Below are 20,140 nucleotides of genomic sequence, written 5' to 3'. Positions count from 1 at the left end.
CCGGGTTGTTCAGCGCTAATTTCTCGCTTTTGCCCGCGCGGGCGCAAAATAAAAACGGCAAGCGTTGCGCAACAAAAAACGCGGCTAACCTCATGAAAAAGTGAAAAATATCGCATTGCCAATAGGTTGGCAAAAATAGCTACGTTGCGCAACAAGGCGCTTTTCGGGGAGTAATCCGATTTTAACGCTGATTTTCTGCTTTAACGATTCAACACTTAGTCTTTATTAATTGATTGTGCCAGGCTGATTTGGCGAATAGCAAAATGTTCCATGTGCTCCAATCATTTAAAAGGATAATCTCAATGTCCAATCAAGACCAACAGTCGCTAGTGCTCTGGTACAACCAGCTTGGCATGCATGATGTTGATCGGGTAGGGGGCAAGAATGCTTCCCTGGGAGAAATGATTACCAATTTGTCGTCGCTCGGGGTATCCGTGCCAAACGGCTACGCGACGACATCTTACGCTTTTAATCAGTTTCTCGACCAAAGCGGACTGAACCAGCGTATTTATGCATTGCTGGACAACACGGATATTGATGATGTTGCAGCGCTGGCGCAGGCCGGCAAACAGATTCGTCAATGGGTGGTGGATACGCCTTTCCAGCCAGAGCTGGAAGCGGCGATCCGCAGCGCCTATGAACAACTTTCTGCTGATGACGCCGAAGCCTCCTTTGCGGTGCGCTCTTCGGCCACCGCCGAGGATATGCCCGACGCCTCGTTTGCCGGCCAGCAGGAAACTTTCCTTAACGTGCAGGGCTTCGACGCGGTGCTGGTGGCCGTGAAGCACGTGTTCGCCTCGCTGTTTAACGATCGCGCCATTTCATACCGCGTGCATCAGGGCTATGACCACCGTGGCGTGGCGCTCTCGGCCGGTGTGCAGCGCATGGTACGTTCCGATCTCGCCTCCTCCGGCGTGATGTTCACCATAGATACCGAATCCGGCTTCGACCAGGTGGTGTTCATCACCTCGGCGTTCGGTCTTGGCGAAATGGTGGTGCAGGGCGCGGTCAACCCGGATGAGTTTTACGTGCACAAACCGACGCTGGCCGCTAATCGCCCGGCGATTGTGCGCCGTACCCTGGGCTCGAAGAAGATCCGCATGGTGTACGCCGATTCGCAGGAGCACGGCGAACAGGTGCGCATTGAGAACGTGGAACAGGAACAGCGAGACCGCTTTAGCCTGACCGATGACGAAGTGCAGGCGCTGGCGCGCCAGGCGGTGCTGATTGAGCAGCATTATAAGCGTCCGATGGATATTGAGTGGGCCAAAGATGGCCACACCGGCAAACTGTTCATCGTGCAGGCGCGGCCGGAAACCGTGCGTTCCAACGGACAGGTGATGGAACGCTACAGCCTGCAGGGCAAAGGCAGCGTGCTGGTGGAAGGCCGGGCCATCGGCCATCGCATCGGTGCGGGTGAAGTGAAGGTGATTCACGACATCAGCGAGATGCACCGCATCGAAAAAGGCGATGTGCTGGTCACCGACATGACCGACCCGGACTGGGAACCGATCATGAAGAAGGCGTCGGCGATCGTCACCAACCGTGGCGGGCGGACCTGTCACGCGGCAATCATTGCGCGCGAGCTGGGCATTCCGGCGGTGGTGGGCTGTGGTGATGCCACTGAGCACCTGAAGGACGGTCATAAGGTCACGGTGTCATGCGCTGAAGGCGATACCGGCTATGTGTATAACGATCTGCTGGACTTTGAAGTCACCAGTTCGCAGGTTGATACCATGCCGGATCTGCCGCTGAAAATTATGATGAACGTCGGTAACCCGGATCGCGCGTTTGACTTTGCCTGCCTGCCCAACGAGGGCGTCGGTCTGGCGCGGCTGGAGTTCATCATCAACCGCATGATTGGCGTGCACCCGAAAGCCCTGCTGGAGTTTGATCAGCAGACGCCGGAACTGCAGGCGCAGATTGGTCAGATGATGAAAGGCTTTGACGATCCGGTGGAGTTCTACATTGCGCGCCTGACCGAAGGGATCGCCACGCTGGGTGCGGCCTTCGCGCCGAAGCGGGTGATTGTGCGGTTGTCGGATTTCAAAACCAACGAGTATGCCAACCTGGTCGGCGGCGAGCGTTACGAGCCGGAAGAGGAAAACCCGATGCTGGGCTTCCGCGGCGCCGGACGCTACGTGGCCGACAGCTTCCGCGACTGCTTTGCGCTGGAGTGTGAAGCCGTGAAGCGCGTGCGCAACGACATGGGGCTGACCAACGTTGAGATCATGGTGCCGTTTGTACGCACCGTCGATCAGGCCGAGGCCGTGGTGGCCGAACTGGCGAAGCAGGGCCTGAAACGCGGCGAGAACGGGCTGAAGGTGATCATGATGTGTGAGATCCCGTCCAACGCGCTGCTGGCAGAACAGTTCCTGCAGCACTTTGACGGCTTCTCTATCGGCTCCAACGACATGACGCAGCTGGCGCTGGGGCTGGATCGCGACTCCGGCGTGGTGTCGGCGCTGTTTGATGAGCGCAACGATGCGGTGAAGGCGCTGCTGTCGATGTCAATTCAGGCGGCGAAGAAGCAGGGCAAATATGTCGGCATCTGCGGCCAGGGGCCTTCCGATCATCAGGACTTTGCTGCCTGGCTGATGGAGCAGGGCATCGACAGCCTGTCGCTCAATCCGGATACCGTGGTGGAAACCTGGCTGAGCCTGGCTGAGCTGGACGCGGCTAAAGCGTAATCTGTTACACCTGCCTGGTGCCCGGCAACCGTCGGGCACCTGTCTGTTATCTCATCCTACTTTTCATCACCTGAGATTGCCATAAACCCAGCGCTGACGGCGTTCGCCGCCGGTCCGCTCTGTTTATCGCTAAAGTGCAGGCAAAAAAAAGCCCATCACAGGGGATGGGCAAAGACTACACACAGCAATTCTTCACTTTACTCAGGGGAAAAAGGTTGTTTAAAAATCAGTGGCTTGATTTAAAACATAGTGAACATGTTATTCACCGCCGCCGCTGGCGTCTTTAAGAATCCTCTTATTAGTTTAAAGCTGATAATCTTTCATTACGTTTTATGACCCATCCGGCACAGGAATCAGTGCGAAAAATAATCATTTTATCGGTGCGATCGGGCTTAAACGCTGAAAAGTGCGTTTTTTCTTAAAAATCACTAATGGAAAAAATTATTGTGCCGCGAAATTAAGTGGTACGGATTAATGAGTGTTAACCACGGCTGACTAATGCAAATCGCGATGGGTGCGGAGAGGGAAAAGCGGATAAGCAAACCGGGCTGGACGCCCGGTTATGCGCCGGAAGCGCGTTACGGCTGCGGCTCTTCGTGTTCGGCCAGTGCTTCGATGGCCGTTTCCGGATCGTCATCCGGCGCCGGCGCTTCATGCATCCACACCGAAACCAGCCGGTAAGAGACCGCCAGCACGACCGGACCGATAAACAGTCCAATCATACCGAAGGCGATCAGCCCGCCGATGACGCCGGAAAGTATCAGAATCATCGGTAAATCAGCGCCCATGCGAATCAGCATCGGACGCAGCACGTTATCCAGCGTGCCGACCACGCAGCTCCACACCAGCAGCACCGTGCCCCAGGTGGTGTCGCCGCTCCAGTAGAGCCAGATAATTGCCGGCACCAGCACAATCAACGGTCCAAGCTGCACCAGGCAGGTAAGAATCATTAATACGGTCAGCAGCGTGGCATACGGAATGCCGGAAATCGCCAGACCGATGCCGCCCAGCACGCCCTGCACCAGCGCAGTCACCACCACGCCGAGCGCCACGGCGCGGATCGCCTGACCGGCCAGCAGCACGGCGGCGTCACCGCGCCGTCCGCCCATGCGGTAGGCAAAGTGCCGGATACCGAGACCAACCTGCTCACCGCGCCAGTACAGCAGCACGCTGAACAGCAGCATCAGGGCAAGGTGCAGCATGAAACGGCCAAAGTGTCCGGCCTGGGCGACAAAGAAGCCGGTGGTGCGGCCAATATAAGGCTGGACCTGGCTCATGATCGCCGCGCCGCCGCCGTCGATCAGTTTATGGTAGCTGGAATAGAGTTTGCGTCCGGCATAGGGAATATCGCGCAGCCAGGCGAGATCCGGCAGCACCAGATGGCGCTGGGTCGCCCAGGCGATGACCGGCGCGCTGTTATCAATCAGGCTGCTGACCAGCAGCGCGATAGGAATAATAAACAGCAGCAATAGCAGAATCGTCATGGCAATCACCGCCAGCGAACGGCGACCCCACAGCAGTTGCTGCAGACGAATCATCAGCGGCCAGGTGGCAATCACCACCATGCTGGCCCAGGCGAAGCCGAGAATGAACGGCTGCACCACCCACAGACAGGCAATGATCATCAGCAAAATAAACATCAGCGAGAACAACATTTGCGGTAGATCCACACCGCGTTGCAGGCTTTTCATCACAACACAGACCTCAGTAATCCTTCAGGAGGGCGCTCCGCGGCGCCTTCACAATGATGATCTATTTCCTGAAAATTAAACAGAAAAAGCAGCGTGACGCGGCCGTTTTCCTGAAAAAACAGCGGGCGGCAAAAAAATGTGATACAACCAAGAGCTGAAAAAAATTAACCACGCAAACGTTTACAACATCCCGGTCACGAAATAATGATCCCACAGATTTCTCAGGCGCCAGGCCTCGTTCAACTGGTGCTGACATTCCTGCAGTCGCTGAAAGAACAAGGTTTTACCGGCGACACCGCGACCAGCTATGCCGACCGCCTCACGCTCTCCACCGATAACAGCATCTATCAGCTCCTGCCCGATGCGGCGCTGTTTCCGCGCTCAACGGCGGACGTGGCGCTGATCGCCCGACTGGCTGGTGAGCCGCGTTTCAACAGCCTGGTGTTTACCCCGCGCGGCGGCGGTACCGGCACTAACGGGCAGTCGCTCAATCAGGGCATTGTGGTCGACATGTCGCGCTACATGAACCGTATCCTCGAGATCAACACCGAGCAGGGCTGGGTGCGGGTAGAAGCCGGCGTGGTGAAGGACCAGCTTAACGCCTGGCTCAGGCCGTACGGCTTTTTCTTCTCTCCGGAGCTGTCGACCAGTAACCGCGCCACGCTGGGCGGCATGATCAATACCGATGCCTCCGGTCAGGGCTCGCTGGTGTATGGCAAAACCTCCGATCACGTCGAAGGCCTGCGTGCCGTGCTGCTGGGCGGCGAAATTCTTGATACGCGCGCCATGCCCACCGCGCTGGCGGAACAGCTGGCCACAACGCCGACCGCTGAAGGGCGCATCTATAAAGAAGTGCTTAACCGCTGCCGCGAGCAGCGTGAACTGATTCTGGCAAAATTCCCCAAACTGAACCGCTTCCTTACCGGTTATGACCTGCGCCATGTGTTCAGTGATGATTTGCAAACTTTCGACCTGACGCGCCTGTTGTGCGGCGCCGAAGGCACGCTGGCCTTTATCACCGAAGCCCGGCTGGATATCACACCCATTCCCAAAGTGCGCCGGCTGGTGAACATTAAGTACGATTCGTTTGATTCCGCACTGCGCAATGCACCTTTTATGGTCGAGGCGCAGGCCCTGTCGGTGGAGACGGTGGATTCGAAAGTGCTGAACCTGGCGCGCGAGGATATTGTCTGGCATTCGGTCAGCGAGCTGATCACCGATGTGCCAGGCAAAGAGATGCTCGGCCTGAATATTGTCGAGTTTGCCGGCGACGATGCGGCGCTGATTGCGCAGCAGGTGACCACGCTGTGCGCGCGGCTGGATGAGCTGATGGCGCAGCAGCAGGGTGGCGTGATGGGCTATCAGCTGTGTGATGATCTGGCGGGCATTGAGCGCATCTATAACATGCGTAAAAAAGCGGTGGGTCTGCTTGGCAACGCCAAAGGGCGCGCCAAACCGATTCCTTTCGTGGAGGATACCGCCGTGCCGCCGGAGCATCTGGCGGATTACATTGTGGATTTTCGTGCGCTGCTCGACAGCCATGGCCTGAGCTACGGCATGTTTGGTCACGTGGATGCCGGCGTATTGCACGTGCGTCCGGCGCTGGACATGTGCGATCCGCAGCAGGAGATGCTGATGAAGCAGATCTCGGACGAAGTGGTGGCGCTTACCGCGCGCTACGGCGGTCTGCTGTGGGGCGAGCACGGCAAAGGCTTCCGCGCCCAGTACAGTCCGGCGTTCTTTGGCGAAACGCTGTTTAATGAGCTGCGTCGCATCAAAGCGGCGTTCGATCCGGATAACCGTCTCAACCCCGGCAAAATCTGTACGCCGCTGGGTAACGACGAACCCATGATGCAGGTCGATGCGGCCACGCGCGGCAGCTGGGATCGCCAGATTCCGCTGACGGTACGCAATGACTGGCGCGGCGCGATGGAGTGTAACGGCAACGGACTGTGCTTTAACTTTGACGTGCGCAGCCCGATGTGCCCGTCGATGAAAATCACCCGCAACCGTATCCATTCGCCAAAAGGACGCGCCACGCTAACGCGTGAGTGGCTGCGCCTGCTGGCGGAGCAGGGCGTTGACCCGCTTAAGCTGGAGCAGGCTTTGCCAGCACAGGGCGCCAGCCTGCGCAGTCTGATTCAGCGCACGCGCAATTCGTGGCATGCGAAGCAGGGCGAATATGACTTCTCGCATGAAGTGAAAGAGGCGATGTCCGGCTGCCTGGCGTGTAAAGCCTGCTCGACCCAGTGCCCGATTAAAATCGATGTGCCGAACTTCCGATCGCGCTTCCTGCAGCTTTATCACACCCGCTATCTGCGCCCGGTCAGCGACCATCTGGTGGCGTCGGTTGAAAGCTATGCGCCGCTGATGGCGAAAGCACCGCGGGTGTTCAACTTCTTCCTGAAACAGCCGTGGATGCGCGACCTCAGCCAGCGCCACATCGGCATGGTCGATCTGCCGCTGCTCTCCTCGCCCAGCCTGAAGCAGCAGCTGAGCGGTCACCCGGCGATGCGGGTCACGCTGGAGCAACTGGAGGCGATGGATGCGGCCCAGCGCGAACAGCACGTGCTGGTGGTGCAGGATCCGTTTACCAGCTATTACGAAGCGCAGCTGGTGACCGATTTCATCCGGCTGATTGAAAAACTCGGCTACCGGCCGGTGCTGCTGCCGTTCTCACCTAACGGGAAAGCGCAGCACGTGAAAGGTTTTCTGCAGCGCTTTGCCCGCACCGCCGGCAAAACCGCTGAATTCCTCAACCGGGTGGCGCAGCTCGGGGTGCCGATGGTCGGTGTCGATCCGGCCACGGTATTGTGCTATCGCGACGAATATCAGCAGGTGCTGGGCGAGCAGCGCGGCACGTTCAGTGTGCAGCTGGTGCATGAATGGCTGCACGGCGTGCTGGCCGGGCGCGAGGAGCAGATCGCCAGCGGCGAAGCCTGGTATCTGTTTGCCCACTGCACCGAGGTCACGGCGCTGCCGTCAACGCCCAATCAGTGGCAGGCTATTTTTGCCCGTTTTGGCGCGAAGCTGGAGAACATCAACGTGGGCTGCTGTGGCATGGCCGGCACTTATGGTCACGAGAGTAAAAACCTGGCCAACTCGCTGGGCATTTATGAACTGTCGTGGCATCCGCAACTGCAGAAGCTGCCGCGTCAGCGCTGTCTGGCGACCGGCTTCTCCTGCCGCAGCCAGGTGAAACGCGCCGAGGGCAACGGTATGCGCCATCCGCTACAGGCTTTGCTGGAATTGATGTAAACAAATTGTAGGAGCCGTCACAAAGCTGGATTAGAATATCCAGCCTGCGTGGCGGACGAAATCACTTTGCAGGCGGGTCGCCTGGTCCCAGTCGCCGCTGAGCGCCAGTTGATGACACAAACGGGTCAGCGACAGGCGCGCCAGCTGGTAAGCCTGAATACGGAACAGGCGATCGCGATCGGCATTGCCCATCTCCTGCACTAAGCGGTGGTGCAGCTTGCCCATCGCGTGCAGGTAGCTATGATCGTCGCCGTTCAGCTGGCAGATTTCGGCCATGTCGAGACAGGTATCGTTAAAACGACGCAGTTGTTCAATGGAACAATCGGTGCGGTTGAGCTTTGCCTGAGCCAGATAGAAGTCGACGGTGATATCACGGACCGAAAACTTATATTCGTCGATTTTGTGTTGTAACCAGGCTGAGACGGAAAGCGTCATGTCGCCACCCAAAGTAGGTTAATGATAATCATTATCATATTAAACCGCGCCAGGAATGCAATTCCCGCCGTGAAATTTTATTGATTTCCTTTGCCTGTTACAAAAATCGGCAATAACAATCTCTTTACATTCAGCAAAGGCATAACCTATCAATCAGAGCATAAACGTAAAAAGCGAACTGGAAAATTTACGGCTTATGAACAGGTTACGTTTTGACGGCGCGCGCGGGAATGGCGCGCACAAGCTGGTGGGAAGGGACTATGCTTAATAAAGCAGCAGTAAAAAACAGCACGAGATGATTATCCCTGCAAAACAAGAGGTTGAAGTGATATCTGATATCACTACCATAGGGGGATAGCCTGAAAAGGCCCAGACTTACGAGGTAGCACTATGTCATCAGTAAATGCAGCGTCTTTTTCACCTGACGAATTCGTCTGGAAAGGGCTCACGCTGACCGAGTCGGCAGCGAAACAGATTCTCAGCCTGGTGGAACAGGACCCGGAAGTTAAGGGCCTGAAACTGGGTGTGAAACAGTCCGGCTGTGCCGGTTTTGGGTACGTTATGGATCTGGTGAAAGCGCCTGCCGATGACGACCTGCAGTTCGAGCAATATGGCGCAAAACTGTTTGTGCCGCTTCAGGCGATGCCGTTTGTTGACGGTACCGAGCTGGATTATGTCCGCGAAGGCCTGAACCAGATTTTTAAATTCAACAACCCTAAAGCTCAGCACGCCTGCGGGTGCGGTGAAAGCTTTGGCGTCGAGTAAGTGAAATATGTCACGACACAGCGAAGCATCTGACGATGTACAAACCTGGGAAGGCAGCCTGAACTACAAAGAAGGCTTCTTCACCCAGCTGCAAACCGACGAACTGGCACACGGCATCAATGAAGATGTGGTGCGTGCCATTTCGGCCAAACGTAACGAACCCGAGTGGATGCTGGAGTTCCGTCTCAAGGCGTTTCGCGCCTGGCTGGAGATGGAAGAGCCACACTGGCTGAAAGCGCACTACGACAAGCTCGATTATCAGGATTACAGCTACTATTCCGCGCCGTCCTGCGGCAATTGCGATGACAGCTGTGCCTCTGAACCGGGTGCCACCCAGACGTCCGGCAGCGTCGCCTCCAGCGATTACCTGACCAAAGAAGTGGAAGACGCGTTTAACCAGCTGGGCGTGCCGGTGCGTGAAGGCAGAGAAGTGGCGGTGGACGCCATTTTCGACTCGGTGTCCGTGTCGACCACTTATCGCGACAAGCTGGCTGAGCAGGGCATTATTTTCTGCTCCTTCGGTGAAGCGATCCACGATCATCCGGAGCTGGTACAGAAGTATCTTGGCACCGTGGTGCCGCACAACGATAACTTCTTTGCTGCGCTCAACTCGGCGGTGGCGTCCGACGGTACCTTCGTTTACATCCCGAAAGGCGTGCGTTGCCCGATGGAGCTGTCGACCTATTTCCGCATCAACGCGGCGAAAACCGGCCAGTTCGAACGTACCATTCTGATTGCTGATGAAGACAGCTACGTCAGCTACATCGAAGGCTGTTCAGCGCCGGTGCGCGACACCTACCAGCTGCACGCAGCGGTCGTCGAAGTGATCATCCACAAAAACGCCGAAGTGAAATACTCCACGGTGCAGAACTGGTTCCCGGGCGGAGAAGGCGAGAGCGGTATCCTCAACTTCGTGACCAAGCGTGCGCTGTGTGAAGGCGAGCACAGCAAGATGTCGTGGACGCAGTCCGAGACCGGCTCAGCCATCACCTGGAAATACCCGAGCTGCATCCTGCGCGGTGATTACTCAGTGGGCGAATTCTACTCCGTCGCGCTGACCAGCGGTCGCCAGCAGGCCGATACCGGTACCAAGATGATTCACATTGGTAAAAACACCAAATCGACCATCATCTCGAAAGGTATCTCGGCCGGTAAGAGCCAGAACACCTACCGCGGCCTGGTGAAAATCATGCCGACTGCGACTAACGCGCGTAACTTCACCCAGTGTGACTCGATGCTGATTGGGCCAGACTGCGGTGCGCACACCTTCCCGTATGTGGAAACGCGCAACAACAGCGCGCAGCTTGAGCACGAAGCCACGACGTCGCGTATCGGTGAAGATCAGATGTTCTACTGCCTGCAGCGCGGCATTAGCGAAGAAGATGCGATCTCGATGATCGTCAACGGCTTCTGTAAAGACGTTTTCTCCGAGCTGCCACTGGAATTCGCCGTGGAAGCGCAAAAACTGTTAGCGATCAGCCTTGAGCACAGTGTCGGCTGATGCCACACGCGTTGCCGGAAGCAATGTGAAGGAAAGAGTATGTTAAGCATTAAAGATTTACAGGTTAGCGTTGAAGACAAAGAGATTTTGCGCGGTCTGAACCTCGAGGTTAAGCCGGGCGAAGTGCATGCCATCATGGGCCCGAACGGTTCCGGCAAGAGCACCCTGTCTGCCACGCTGGCCGGTCGTGAAGATTATGAAATCACCGGCGGTTCCGTGACCTTTAAAGGCAAGGACCTGCTGGAGCTGGAGCCGGAAGAGCGTGCCGGTGAGGGCATCTTCATGGCGTTTCAGTACCCGGTCGAGATCCCGGGCGTCAGCAACCAGTTTTTCCTGCAGACTTCGGTCAATGCGGTGCGTAAATACCGTGAGCAGGAAGAGCTGGACCGTTTCGACTTCCAGGACTTCATCGAAGACAAGATCAAGCTGCTGAAGATGCCGGAAGATCTGCTGACCCGTTCCGTCAACGTCGGCTTCTCCGGCGGTGAGAAGAAGCGTAACGACATCCTGCAGATGGCGGCGCTGGAGCCTGAGCTGTGCATCCTCGATGAAACCGACTCCGGTCTGGATATCGATGCGCTGAAAATTGTTGCAGAAGGCGTGAACAGCCTGCGCGACGGCAAGCGCTCATTCATCATCGTAACGCACTACCAGCGCATCCTGGATTACATCAAGCCAGATCACGTGCACGTGCTGTATCAGGGCAAAATCGTGAAGTCTGGCGACTTTACGCTGGTGAAACAGCTGGAGGAGCAAGGCTATGGCTGGCTTACCGACCAGGAGTGATAACGCGCTGCAGCAGTGGCATCACCTGTTTGAGTCACGCGGCGAACAGCGTTCGCTGCAGGCACAGCAGCACTGGCAGCAACTGATGCGTGTCGGCCTGCCGACGCGCAAGCATGAAAACTGGAAATACACCGCGCTGGACAGCCTGCTGGCACAGCAGTTCGTGCAGGCGGAAGCGCCAGGCGTGAGCGCTGAGCAGGTGGCTGCGCTGGCGCTGCCGCTGGACGCGATTTGCCTGGTGTTCGTCGACGGTCGCTTCCAGCCTGAGCTGAGCGCGCGTGACACCGGTCTGTTTGACGTGCAGCACAGCCGTGCCGCTGAGCGACGTCCGTTACCGGCTGCGGTACAGCCGGAGGTGTTCCTGCACCTGACGGAAAGTCTGGCGGAAGAGGTGACTTCGATTCGTCTGCCGCGCGGCAAAGCTGCAGCGCAGCCGCTCTATCTGCTGCACATTACCAGCGGTCAGGCGGATGCGCTGAATACGGTGCATCATCGTCACCATCTGGAGCTGGAGTCCGGCGCGGAAGCGCAGGTGATCGAGCATTACGTGACGCTGAATGGCAGCGCCCACTTCACCGGCGCGCGCTTTACCTTTGCGGTGGGCGACAATGCGCAGCTGAAGCATACCAAGCTGGCGTTTGAAGAGAGCAGCAGCTACCACTTTGCGCACAACGACATCGTGATTGGCCGTGACGCGCAGGTGAGCAGCACCAGCTTCCTGCTGGGTGCCGGTTTGTCGCGTCACAACACCAGCGTGCAGCTGAACGGTGAGAACACCCAGCTGTCGCTGAACAGCCTGGTGCTGCCGGTAGGCAGCGAAGTGGCGGATACGCGCAGCTATCTGGAGCACAACAAAGGCCACTGCCTGAGTCGCCAGCTGCACAAAACCATTTCGCGTGACAAAGGGCGCTCGGTGTTTAACGGCCACATCAAAGTGGCACAGCACGCGCTGAAAACTGACGGCCAGATGACCAACAACAACCTGTTGCTCGGTCGCCTGGCGGAAGTGGACACCAAGCCGCAGCTGGAAATCTACGCCGATGACGTCAAGTGCAGCCACGGCGCGACCATCGGTCGCATCGACGATGAGCAGATGTTCTACCTGCGCTCGCGCGGCATCGCTGAAGACGCGGCGCAGCAGATGATCATCCATGCTTTCGCCGCTGAACTGACGGAAGCGCTGGAAGATGACGCGCTGCGCCAGGTGGTACTGCAACGTATTACCGATCGTTTCCCGGGAGTTGAGTCATGAGTTTCGATCTCGAACGAGTCAGAGCGGAGTTTCCGATTCTGAGTCGTGAGGTCAACGGACATCCGCTGGCCTACCTTGACAGCGCGGCCAGCGCACAGCGCCCGCTCGCGGTGATCAACGCGGAAAGTCACTTCTATCAGCACGGCTATGCGGCCGTGCACCGTGGCATTCACTCGCTGAGCGCGCAGGCGACCAGCGATATGGAAAACGTGCGCGCCCAGGCGGCGCGTTTTCTGCATGCCGCGGCAGCCGAAGAGATCATCTTCGTTAAAGGTACCACCGAAGGCATCAATCTGGTGGCCAACAGCTGGGGCGGCAGTCAGCTGCAGCCGGGCGATAACCTGATCGTCACTGAGATGGAGCATCACGCCAACATCGTGCCATGGCAGATGGTGGCCCAGCGCACCGGCGCGGAAATCCGTGTTCTGCCGCTCAACGACAACGGTGAGCTGGCGCTGGAACAGCTGGCGGGGCTGATCGACAGCCGTACGCGCCTGCTGGCCGTGACGCACGTTTCCAACGTGCTCGGCACGGTTAACCCGGTGAAAGCTATCGTGGCGCAGGCGAAAGCCGCGGGCGTGGTGACGCTGGTAGACGGCGCTCAGGCTGTGATGCACCACCCCGTTGACGTGCAGGATATCGGCTGCGATTTCTACGTGTTCTCCGGCCATAAAATCTATGGGCCGACCGGGATTGGCGTGCTGTACGCGCGTAAGGCGCTGCAGGAGATCATGCCACCGTGGGAAGGCGGCGGTTCGATGATCGATCAGGTCATGCTGCCCACCGGCACCACCTGGAATGGCGCACCATGGCGCTTTGAGGCCGGCACGCCGAACACCGGCGGTATCATTGGTCTCGGCGCGGCGCTGACGTGGATCAGCGAACTCGGTCTGGAGACGATCCATCAGCGCGAGAGCCAGCTGATGCGTTACGCGCTGGACAAGCTGGCGTCGGTGCCGGACCTGGTTATCTACGGCCCGGCCGAGCGCAGCGGCGTGGTGGCGTTTAACCTCGGTAAGCACCACGCGTTTGACGTTGGCAGCTTCCTCGACCAGTACGGCATTGCCATCCGCACCGGCCACCACTGTGCCATGCCGCTGATGCGTCATTATGCGGTGCCCGCGATGTGTCGCGCCTCTTTCGCGCTCTACAATAGCGAAGAGGAAGCCGATCGCCTGGCGGCTGGCCTGACGCGCATTCATCGTCTGCTGGGCGGTTGAGCAGATTTCAGGAGTTATGCATGGCAAACCTGCCAGAAAAAGAGAAACTGGTGCGCAACTTCAATCGTTGCGCCAACTGGGAAGAGAAGTACCTCTACATCATTGAACTCGGGGCAAAATTACCAGAATCCTCTGAAAGCTTGCATCAGCCGCAGCACGTCATTTCCGGCTGTCAGAGTCAGGTATGGATTCGCATGACCCCACAGGCAGACGGCACCATTGCTTTTGAAGGTGACAGCGATGCCGCCATCGTTAAGGGCTTGATTGCCGTGGTATTTAGCCTGTATCAGGGTCTGAAAGCGCCAGAGATTCTGGCACTGGATGTCGCCCACTGGTTTGGCGAACTGGCCCTGACGCAACACCTCACCCCTTCGCGTTCGCAGGGGCTGGAAGCGATGATTCGCGCGATCCGGCATAACGCACAGTCTCTCAGCTAAGTTACACTCTCCAGACCCCGGCCATGACCGGGGTCTGTTCCATCCGACAAAGAGAAAATTGCATGAAACCTGCGCTTCGTTTAGCCGGTGCATTGCTGTTGTCCTGTTTCGGACTGTCTGCACCTGCGTTTGCTACGGAATACCCCCTGCCAGCCGCTGATAGCCGTTTGATTGGCGAAAACACCCTGACCACCGTCCCGGACGACAAACGGCCGCTGGAGAGCATTGCCGCGCGTTATAAGATAGGCATGCTTGGCATGCTGGAAGCCAACCCGGGCGTCGACCCCTGGCTGCCAAAAGCCGGAACGCAGCTTACCGTGCCGCTGCAGATGCTGCTGCCGGATGCGCCGCGTGAAGGCATCGTGATCAACCTGGCCGAACTGCGTCTCTACTATTATCCCAAAGGGGAAAATCGCGTCGTGGTTTATCCGATCGGCATCGGCCAGTTGGGTGCTGCCACGCCGAGCATGGTGACAAGTATCAGCCAGAAAATCCCTAACCCCACCTGGACGCCCACCGTCAATATCCGCAAACGCTACGCCAAAGAGGGCATCACGCTGCCCGCGATGGTGCCTGCCGGGCCGGATAACCCGATGGGGCTGTTTGCGTTGCGTCTGGCGCGCGGCAGCGGCCAGTATCTGATTCACGGCACCAACGCCGACTTCGGCATCGGGATGCGCGTCAGCTCCGGCTGTATTCGTTTGCGCCCGGACGATATCGAAGCGCTGTTTAACAGCGTGCCACAGGGTACGCGCGTACAGGTGATTAACCAGCCGATTAAATATGCCATCGAACCCGACGGCAAACGCTACATCGAGGTACACCAGCCGCTGTCGCGTAATGAACATGACGATCCGCAGACCATGCCAATTGCGCTGAGCGCGCCGCTGAAAGCCTTTATAAAGAGTGCGAAGAGCGACAGTGCGCTGATTAAGGCGGCGATTGAACGTCGTTCAGGCATGCCGGTGCTGGTGAGCAGTGGGGAACCGGTGAGTGAGGCGACGCCGCTGCCGGCAGTGCTGCAGACGCAGCAGGGGGCAACAGGCGGTGCGCAAGCCACCATCAGTCAGGCGCAGGGCGAAGCCGCTGCGACACCGTGATTCAGGGCCAGCGGACGGCAGAATCCGGACAAAAAAAATGGTGCCACAAGGGCACCATTTTTCAAACCAGAACTCTTACTTACGGTAAGAGTGAGCCTGGTTGTCCAGACGCTGGTTAGCGCGAGCTGCGTCGTCTTTAGCAGCCTGAACGTCAGAACGGATTGCGTTCACGTCGTTGCTCAGCTGGTCAACTTTAGCGTTCAGAGTCTGAACGTCTGAAGACAGCTGGTCGATTTTAGCGTTGCTTGAGCAACCAGCCAGCAGAGTTGAACCCAGGATTACCGCGCCCAGTACCAGTTTAGTACGATTCATTATTTATACCCTCTAGATTGAGTTAATCTCCATGTAGCGTTACAAGTATTACACAAAGCTTTTTAAGTTGAGAATAAATTTTTGATGAGAACATGCTTAAATTTGATCGTTCGCTCAAAGAAGCAGCGTTTCGCAGAACATGATGAAAATATTTAGCGAAAACAGAGAGATTTAATCGGATTAACCTTAATTCTGCGGGATATTGAATAGTTATTATCGATTGGAATTTTCCGCTTTCTGTCTCAGGCGCGGAATAAAAAAAAGCGCCCCGAAAGGCGCTCTTTTAAATAAACATCACCGGCTCGATCAGAGTACGTGCACCGACGCGGTGTTGGTGGTTCCGCTCGGTACCAGCGCACCCGAAACCATCACCACGACATCGCCTTTCTGCGCGTAGCCGCTCTGCAGCGCCATCTCTTTGCCGATGCGGTAGAAATCATCGGTCGAGGCGATTTCGCTCACCAGACGCGTTTCAATCCCTTTGCTGAGAATCAGCTGACGCGCGGTGGTCTGGTTAGTGGTCAGGGCCAGAATGGTGGCATCCGGGAAGTATTTACGCACGGATTTAGCTGACTTACCGCCTTCGGTCGCCACCACAATCACCGGCGCTTCCAGTTTCTCAGCGGTCTCAACGGCGCCACGGCACACTGCTTCAGTGATACGCAGCTTGCGCGAATCCTGCAGGGAATCGATGCGCGATTTCATCACGCGATCGGTACGCTCGCAGATGGTTGCCATGATGGTGACTGACTCCAGCGGGTATTTACCCTTGGCGCTCTCACCGGACAGCATCACCGCGTCAGTACCGTCGAGGATGGCGTTGGCCACGTCGCCGGCTTCAGCACGGGTAGGGCGCGGGTTCTTGATCATGGAATCCAGCATCTGCGTCGCGGTGATTACCACTTTGCGCGCTTTATTACACTTCTTGATCATCATCTTCTGCGCGAAGATCACTTCTTCAACCGGGATTTCCACACCGAGGTCACCACGCGCGACCATGATGCCGTCAGAGGCTTCCAGGATCTCGTCGAAGTTGTTCAGGCCTTCCTGGTTTTCGATCTTGGAGATGATCTGAATGTGCTCACCGCCGTGGGCTTTCAGGTGCTCACGGATTTCCAGCACGTCAGAACGTTTACGGATGAAGGAAGCCGCAACGAAATCCACGCCCTGTTCGCAGCCGAAGATCAGATCGCGCTTGTCTTTTTCCGCCAGCGCCGGCAGCTGAATGGACACGCCCGGCAGGTTGACGCCTTTGTTTTCGCCAAGGTCGCCATTGTTCAGCACTTTACACACCACGGTGTTTTCCGTGACTTCGGTGACTTCCATGCCGATCAGACCATCGTCGACCAGCACGGTGTTACCAATTTTCAGGTCTTCGGTGAAACCGGCGTAAGTAACGGCAACGCGCTCGCTGTTACCAATCACTGACTGATCGGTGGTGAAGGTGAAGGTCTGGCCAGCTTTCAGGGACACATCGTTGCCACCGTCCAGTTTCATGGTACGGATTTCCGGGCCTTTGGTGTCCAGCAGAATCGCGGCCTGGCGACCGGTTTTTTCCATGACGGCACGCATGTTGGTGATGCGCTGACCATGTTCGGCATAATCCCCGTGAGAGAAGTTCAGGCGCATGACGTTCATGCCCGCTTCCAGCAGTTGAGTCAGCATCTCTTCGGATTCGGTTTTCGGACCGATAGTACAAACGATCTTGGTCTTTTTCATGTCAGATTTCTGTAAGTTGTGATGGATGATAAAGGTCGGGGTTCGATGCGCCTGGCACCGAAGTAAAAATCTGTTTGGTGTTGGTACGTTTGACACAGAAGTAAGAATAGGTGACGACGGCTAAGCGTGCAGAGAAGTTATGCGCCGGGCGGAGAGACCGTAGCGACGGCGTTGCGCAAATGATGTAAGTGGCTGGCATAGGCACGTTAGCGCTGAAACCTTTCAGGTGGAACAACGCGGCATAGTATAGTCGCTAAGTATGCGAAAACCAATATAAAAGCAGAGGGAGAAAACCGACTCAGATCAAGGAAAGGCGAGTTGCGCAAGGGAGATAACAGCAAAAGTGGTGCGCTCTAATGGACTCGAACCATCGACCCCCACCATGTCAAGGTGGTGCTCTAACCAACTGAGCTAAGAGCGCATTTCAGAAATCTGGTGCGTCCGAGTGGACTCGAACCACCGACCCCCACCATGTCAAGGTGGTGCTCTAACCAACTGAGCTACGGACGCACTTGGTGCGCTCTAATGGACTCGAACCATCGACCCCCACCATGTCAAGGTGGTGCTCTAACCAACTGAGCTAAGAGCGCAACACGCTGTCAGGGCGACAGCGGGGACGAATATTAACGGCAGGCCGTGATGCTGGCAAGCGGAAAAGTGATTTTTCCTGACGACTGACCAGCAACTGTGCTATGCGTCGTTTTTTTCGCCATTGCGGGCCAAATAAACGCCCGCTCAGCCACTTAGCGCGCGGCGCGCGCCAGAATCACCTGCGCCGGTAAACGCTGCAGACGACGGATGCGCCAGATCATCATTACCGCTGCCGACGTCAGACCGACGATAAATCCGCACCAGAAACCGGCCGGCCCCAGCGGTGCCACCACCCAGTCGGTCAGCGCCAGCACGTAACCCACCGGCAGCCCCAGCACCCAGTAGGCGATCAGGGTAATAAAGAAGATCGAGCGCGTGTCCTTATAGCCGCGCAGGATACCGCTGCCGATCACCTGAATCGAATCCGAGAACTGGTAGATGGCCGCCAGCAGCATCAGTTGCGCCGCCAGGGTAATCACTTCCGGATTAGCGGTATAGAGCGCGGCAATATCGTGGCGGAAGGTCACGGTAAACAGCGCGGTGATCGCCGCCATGGTGATACCCACGCCCTGACCGGTCCAAGCGGCGATGCGGGCCTGTTCGGCCGAGCCCTGGCCCAGACGGTAGCCGACGCGAATGGTGGTGGCGACGCCGAGCGACAGCGGCAGCACAAACATCAGCGAGCTAAAATTGAGCGCGATCTGATGACCAGCCACTTTCACAATGCCGAGCGGCGACACCAGCAGCGCTACCACGGCAAACAGCGTGACCTCGAAAAACAGCGCCAGCGCGACCGGTAATCCCAGCGTGAACAGGCGCGTCAGGATGGCGCGAGATGGTGGCGACCAGCGGCTATGCATGCGGATATCGCGCATGGCCGGCATGCGCTTCAGCCAGAAGCGCATCACCAGATACATCACCCAGTAAACCGACGCGGTGGCGACGCCACAGCCCACGCCGCCCAGCGCAGGCATACCGAAATGGCCGTAAATAAACACATAGTTCAGCGGAATGTTGGTCAGCAGGCCGAGGAAACCCAGCAGCATCGCCGGCTTGGTCTTCGACAGCCCTTCACACTGATTACGTGCCACCTGGAAAAACAGGTAGCCCGGTGCGCCCCACAACAGCGCGTGCAGATAACCTTCTGCTTTGGCCGCCAGCTGAGGATCAATGTCATGCATGGTGTGAATCAGGTAGCCGGCGTTCCACAGCACCACCATAATCAGCAGCGCCACGCCCGCCGCCAGCCAGTAACCCTGGCGCACCTGTTCTGCGATGCGTTCGCGTCGCCCGGATCCGTTGAGTTGCGCAACGGTTGGCGTCAATGCCAGCAGCAGACCATGACCAAACAAAATGGCGGGAAGCCAGATAGAGGTGCCGACAGCAACGGCGGCCATATCCGTGGCGCTCACCGCACCGGCCATAATGGTATCCACAAATCCCATCGCGGTCTGTGCCACCTGAGCAAGGATGACCGGGATCGCGAGGGCCAGCAATTGACGCGCTTCTGTTAAATACTTCTGCACGTATCACCTGCGTAATTTAAGAAGAGAGCGGGGCGGAATCCCCAAAGAATGCGCGACCTAGTGTAGCGGTAGCCCGCACTTCCGCCAAACATTGATCGCATTTGGCTGCGCCATTTGTGTAAAGTTTGCGCGCCGGCAAATTAAACCTTGCGGCGCAAGCTGTGATAAACTGCCACAAACTTCGCAGAGGCTGAAATTATGTTTACCGGAATTGTGCAGGGCACGGCAGAAATTGTCGCCATTGAAGAAAAAGAGTTGTTCCGCACCCACACCGTGCGCTTGCCTGCTGAGCTGCTGCCCGGCCTGGCGCTGGGCGCCTCGGTAGCGCACAACGGGTGCTGCCTGACGGTGACCGCCATTGACGGCGATCGCGTCAGCTTCGATCTCATCAAAGAGACGCTGCGCATCACCAACCTCGGTGAATTACAGGTTGGTGACATCGTGAATATTGAGCGCGCCGCGAAATTCAGCGATGAAATTGGCGGACACCTGATGTCCGGCCATATTATGACCACCGCCGAAATCTGTAAAATTATCCAGTCAGAGAATAACCGCGAAGTGTGGTTTAAATTACAGGACGCTGAGCAGATCAAATATATTCTGCATAAAGGATTCGTCGGCATCGATGGTATCAGCCTGACAGTCGGTGATGTCACCAAAAGTAAGTTCTGCGTGCACCTGATCCCGGAAACGCTGGAGCGCACCACGCTGGGCGCGAAGAAGCTGGGGCACCGGGTCAATATCGAAATCGATCCGCATACCCAGGCGATTGTCGACACCGTTGAACGTGTGCTGGCGCAGCGTGATGCCGCGGCCGCGCTGGTGGCACAAACGCTGCCGGACGCGGAGTAATCGCG

The 20,140-nt window shown here is 57.2% G+C and carries 15 protein-coding genes, 3 tRNA genes and 1 other RNA gene; 10 read left to right on the top strand and 9 right to left on the bottom strand.

Annotated features, from left to right (window positions below; translation table 11 throughout):
• Positions 1–302 precede the first annotated feature (302 nt).
• Positions 303–2,690 carry a phosphoenolpyruvate synthase gene (gene ppsA, locus C1N60_RS11305; RefSeq protein ID WP_394520857.1) on the top strand — a complete coding sequence of 796 codons (2,388 nt, stop codon included), beginning with the start codon at positions 303–305 and terminating at the stop codon, positions 2,688–2,690.
• 140 nt (positions 2,691–2,830) lie between these two features.
• Here ppsA and rprA read toward each other — a convergent pair.
• Together rprA and ydiK are read right to left on the bottom strand one after the other, a co-directional pair.
• An RNA gene (rprA, locus tag C1N60_RS11300) (antisense sRNA RprA) lies at positions 2,831–2,938 on the bottom strand.
• A gap of 330 nt (positions 2,939–3,268) precedes the next feature.
• Complete coding sequence (ydiK, locus tag C1N60_RS11295) at positions 3,269–4,381, bottom strand: AI-2E family transporter YdiK (protein WP_021506235.1); 1,113 nt, start codon at positions 4,379–4,381, stop codon at positions 3,269–3,271.
• 204 nt (positions 4,382–4,585) lie between these two features.
• Between ydiK and C1N60_RS11290 the strand changes: the two genes are divergently transcribed.
• The gene (locus tag C1N60_RS11290) at positions 4,586–7,639 is read left to right on the top strand and encodes a D-2-hydroxyglutarate dehydrogenase YdiJ (protein ID WP_394520856.1); all 3,054 of its coding nucleotides are present in this window, start codon (positions 4,586–4,588) and stop codon (positions 7,637–7,639) included.
• A 30-nt stretch (positions 7,640–7,669) separates the two neighbouring features.
• Here the strand turns inward: C1N60_RS11290 and C1N60_RS11285 are convergent, their stop codons facing one another.
• The gene (locus tag C1N60_RS11285) at positions 7,670–8,074 is read right to left on the bottom strand and encodes a hypothetical protein (protein WP_021506233.1); all 405 of its coding nucleotides are present in this window, start codon (positions 8,072–8,074) and stop codon (positions 7,670–7,672) included.
• A 390-nt stretch (positions 8,075–8,464) separates the two neighbouring features.
• On the opposite strand from C1N60_RS11285, the gene sufA reads away from it, so the two are divergent.
• The 7 genes from sufA (at position 8,465) to C1N60_RS11250 (ending at position 15,135) form a co-directional block, all read left to right on the top strand.
• Positions 8,465–8,839 (top strand): Fe-S cluster assembly scaffold SufA, encoded by a 375-nt coding sequence (gene sufA / locus C1N60_RS11280; protein WP_010616252.1) that lies wholly within the window; start codon positions 8,465–8,467, stop codon positions 8,837–8,839.
• 7 nt (positions 8,840–8,846) lie between these two features.
• Positions 8,847–10,340: a Fe-S cluster assembly protein SufB gene (gene sufB, locus C1N60_RS11275; protein WP_394520855.1), complete on the top strand. Its 1,494-nt coding sequence runs from the start codon at positions 8,847–8,849 to the stop codon at positions 10,338–10,340.
• 39 nt (positions 10,341–10,379) lie between these two features.
• Positions 10,380–11,126 carry a Fe-S cluster assembly ATPase SufC gene (gene sufC, locus C1N60_RS11270; RefSeq protein WP_021506231.1) on the top strand — a complete coding sequence of 249 codons (747 nt, stop codon included), beginning with the start codon at positions 10,380–10,382 and terminating at the stop codon, positions 11,124–11,126.
• Positions 11,101–12,378 carry a Fe-S cluster assembly protein SufD gene (sufD, locus tag C1N60_RS11265; RefSeq protein WP_059012320.1) on the top strand — a complete coding sequence of 426 codons (1,278 nt, stop codon included), beginning with the start codon at positions 11,101–11,103 and terminating at the stop codon, positions 12,376–12,378. The genes sufC and sufD overlap by 26 nt, the downstream gene beginning before the upstream one ends.
• Complete coding sequence (gene sufS, locus C1N60_RS11260; RefSeq protein ID WP_058769697.1) at positions 12,375–13,598, top strand: cysteine desulfurase SufS; 1,224 nt, start codon at positions 12,375–12,377, stop codon at positions 13,596–13,598. The genes sufD and sufS overlap by 4 nt, the downstream gene beginning before the upstream one ends.
• A gap of 20 nt (positions 13,599–13,618) precedes the next feature.
• Positions 13,619–14,035 (top strand): cysteine desulfuration protein SufE, encoded by a 417-nt coding sequence (gene sufE / locus C1N60_RS11255; protein ID WP_278708431.1) that lies wholly within the window; start codon positions 13,619–13,621, stop codon positions 14,033–14,035.
• Between the two features lie 62 nt (positions 14,036–14,097).
• On the top strand, positions 14,098–15,135 hold the full coding sequence (locus tag C1N60_RS11250) for a L,D-transpeptidase family protein (RefSeq protein ID WP_215786056.1): 1,038 nt from the start codon (positions 14,098–14,100) through the stop codon (positions 15,133–15,135).
• A 75-nt stretch (positions 15,136–15,210) separates the two neighbouring features.
• Here C1N60_RS11250 and C1N60_RS11245 read toward each other — a convergent pair whose 3' ends face one another.
• From C1N60_RS11245 to C1N60_RS11220, 6 genes are all read right to left on the bottom strand, one after another.
• Positions 15,211–15,447, bottom strand: coding sequence for a major outer membrane lipoprotein (locus C1N60_RS11245; RefSeq protein ID WP_007374746.1), 237 nt, complete (start codon positions 15,445–15,447; stop codon positions 15,211–15,213).
• A gap of 306 nt (positions 15,448–15,753) precedes the next feature.
• Positions 15,754–17,166, bottom strand: coding sequence for a pyruvate kinase PykF (gene pykF / locus C1N60_RS11240; RefSeq protein WP_021506226.1), 1,413 nt, complete (start codon positions 17,164–17,166; stop codon positions 15,754–15,756).
• A 344-nt stretch (positions 17,167–17,510) separates the two neighbouring features.
• Positions 17,511–17,587 (bottom strand) — tRNA-Val (locus C1N60_RS11235).
• Positions 17,588–17,599: 12 nt separating this feature from the next.
• Positions 17,600–17,676: transfer RNA gene (locus C1N60_RS11230), tRNA-Val, on the bottom strand.
• 3 nt (positions 17,677–17,679) lie between these two features.
• Positions 17,680–17,756 (bottom strand) — tRNA-Val (locus tag C1N60_RS11225).
• A 153-nt stretch (positions 17,757–17,909) separates the two neighbouring features.
• On the bottom strand, positions 17,910–19,283 hold the full coding sequence (locus tag C1N60_RS11220; protein WP_058769700.1) for an MATE family efflux transporter: 1,374 nt from the start codon (positions 19,281–19,283) through the stop codon (positions 17,910–17,912).
• A 198-nt stretch (positions 19,284–19,481) separates the two neighbouring features.
• Between C1N60_RS11220 and C1N60_RS11215 the strand changes: the two genes are divergently transcribed.
• Positions 19,482–20,135, top strand: a complete 654-nt coding sequence (locus C1N60_RS11215) for a riboflavin synthase (protein WP_021506224.1) — start codon at positions 19,482–19,484, stop codon at positions 20,133–20,135.
• The last annotated feature ends 5 nt before the right edge of the window (positions 20,136–20,140 follow it).

Source organism: Pantoea sp. SGAir0184, assembly GCF_043544755.1.
This window is presented reverse-complemented; position numbering and strand designations above follow the sequence as displayed.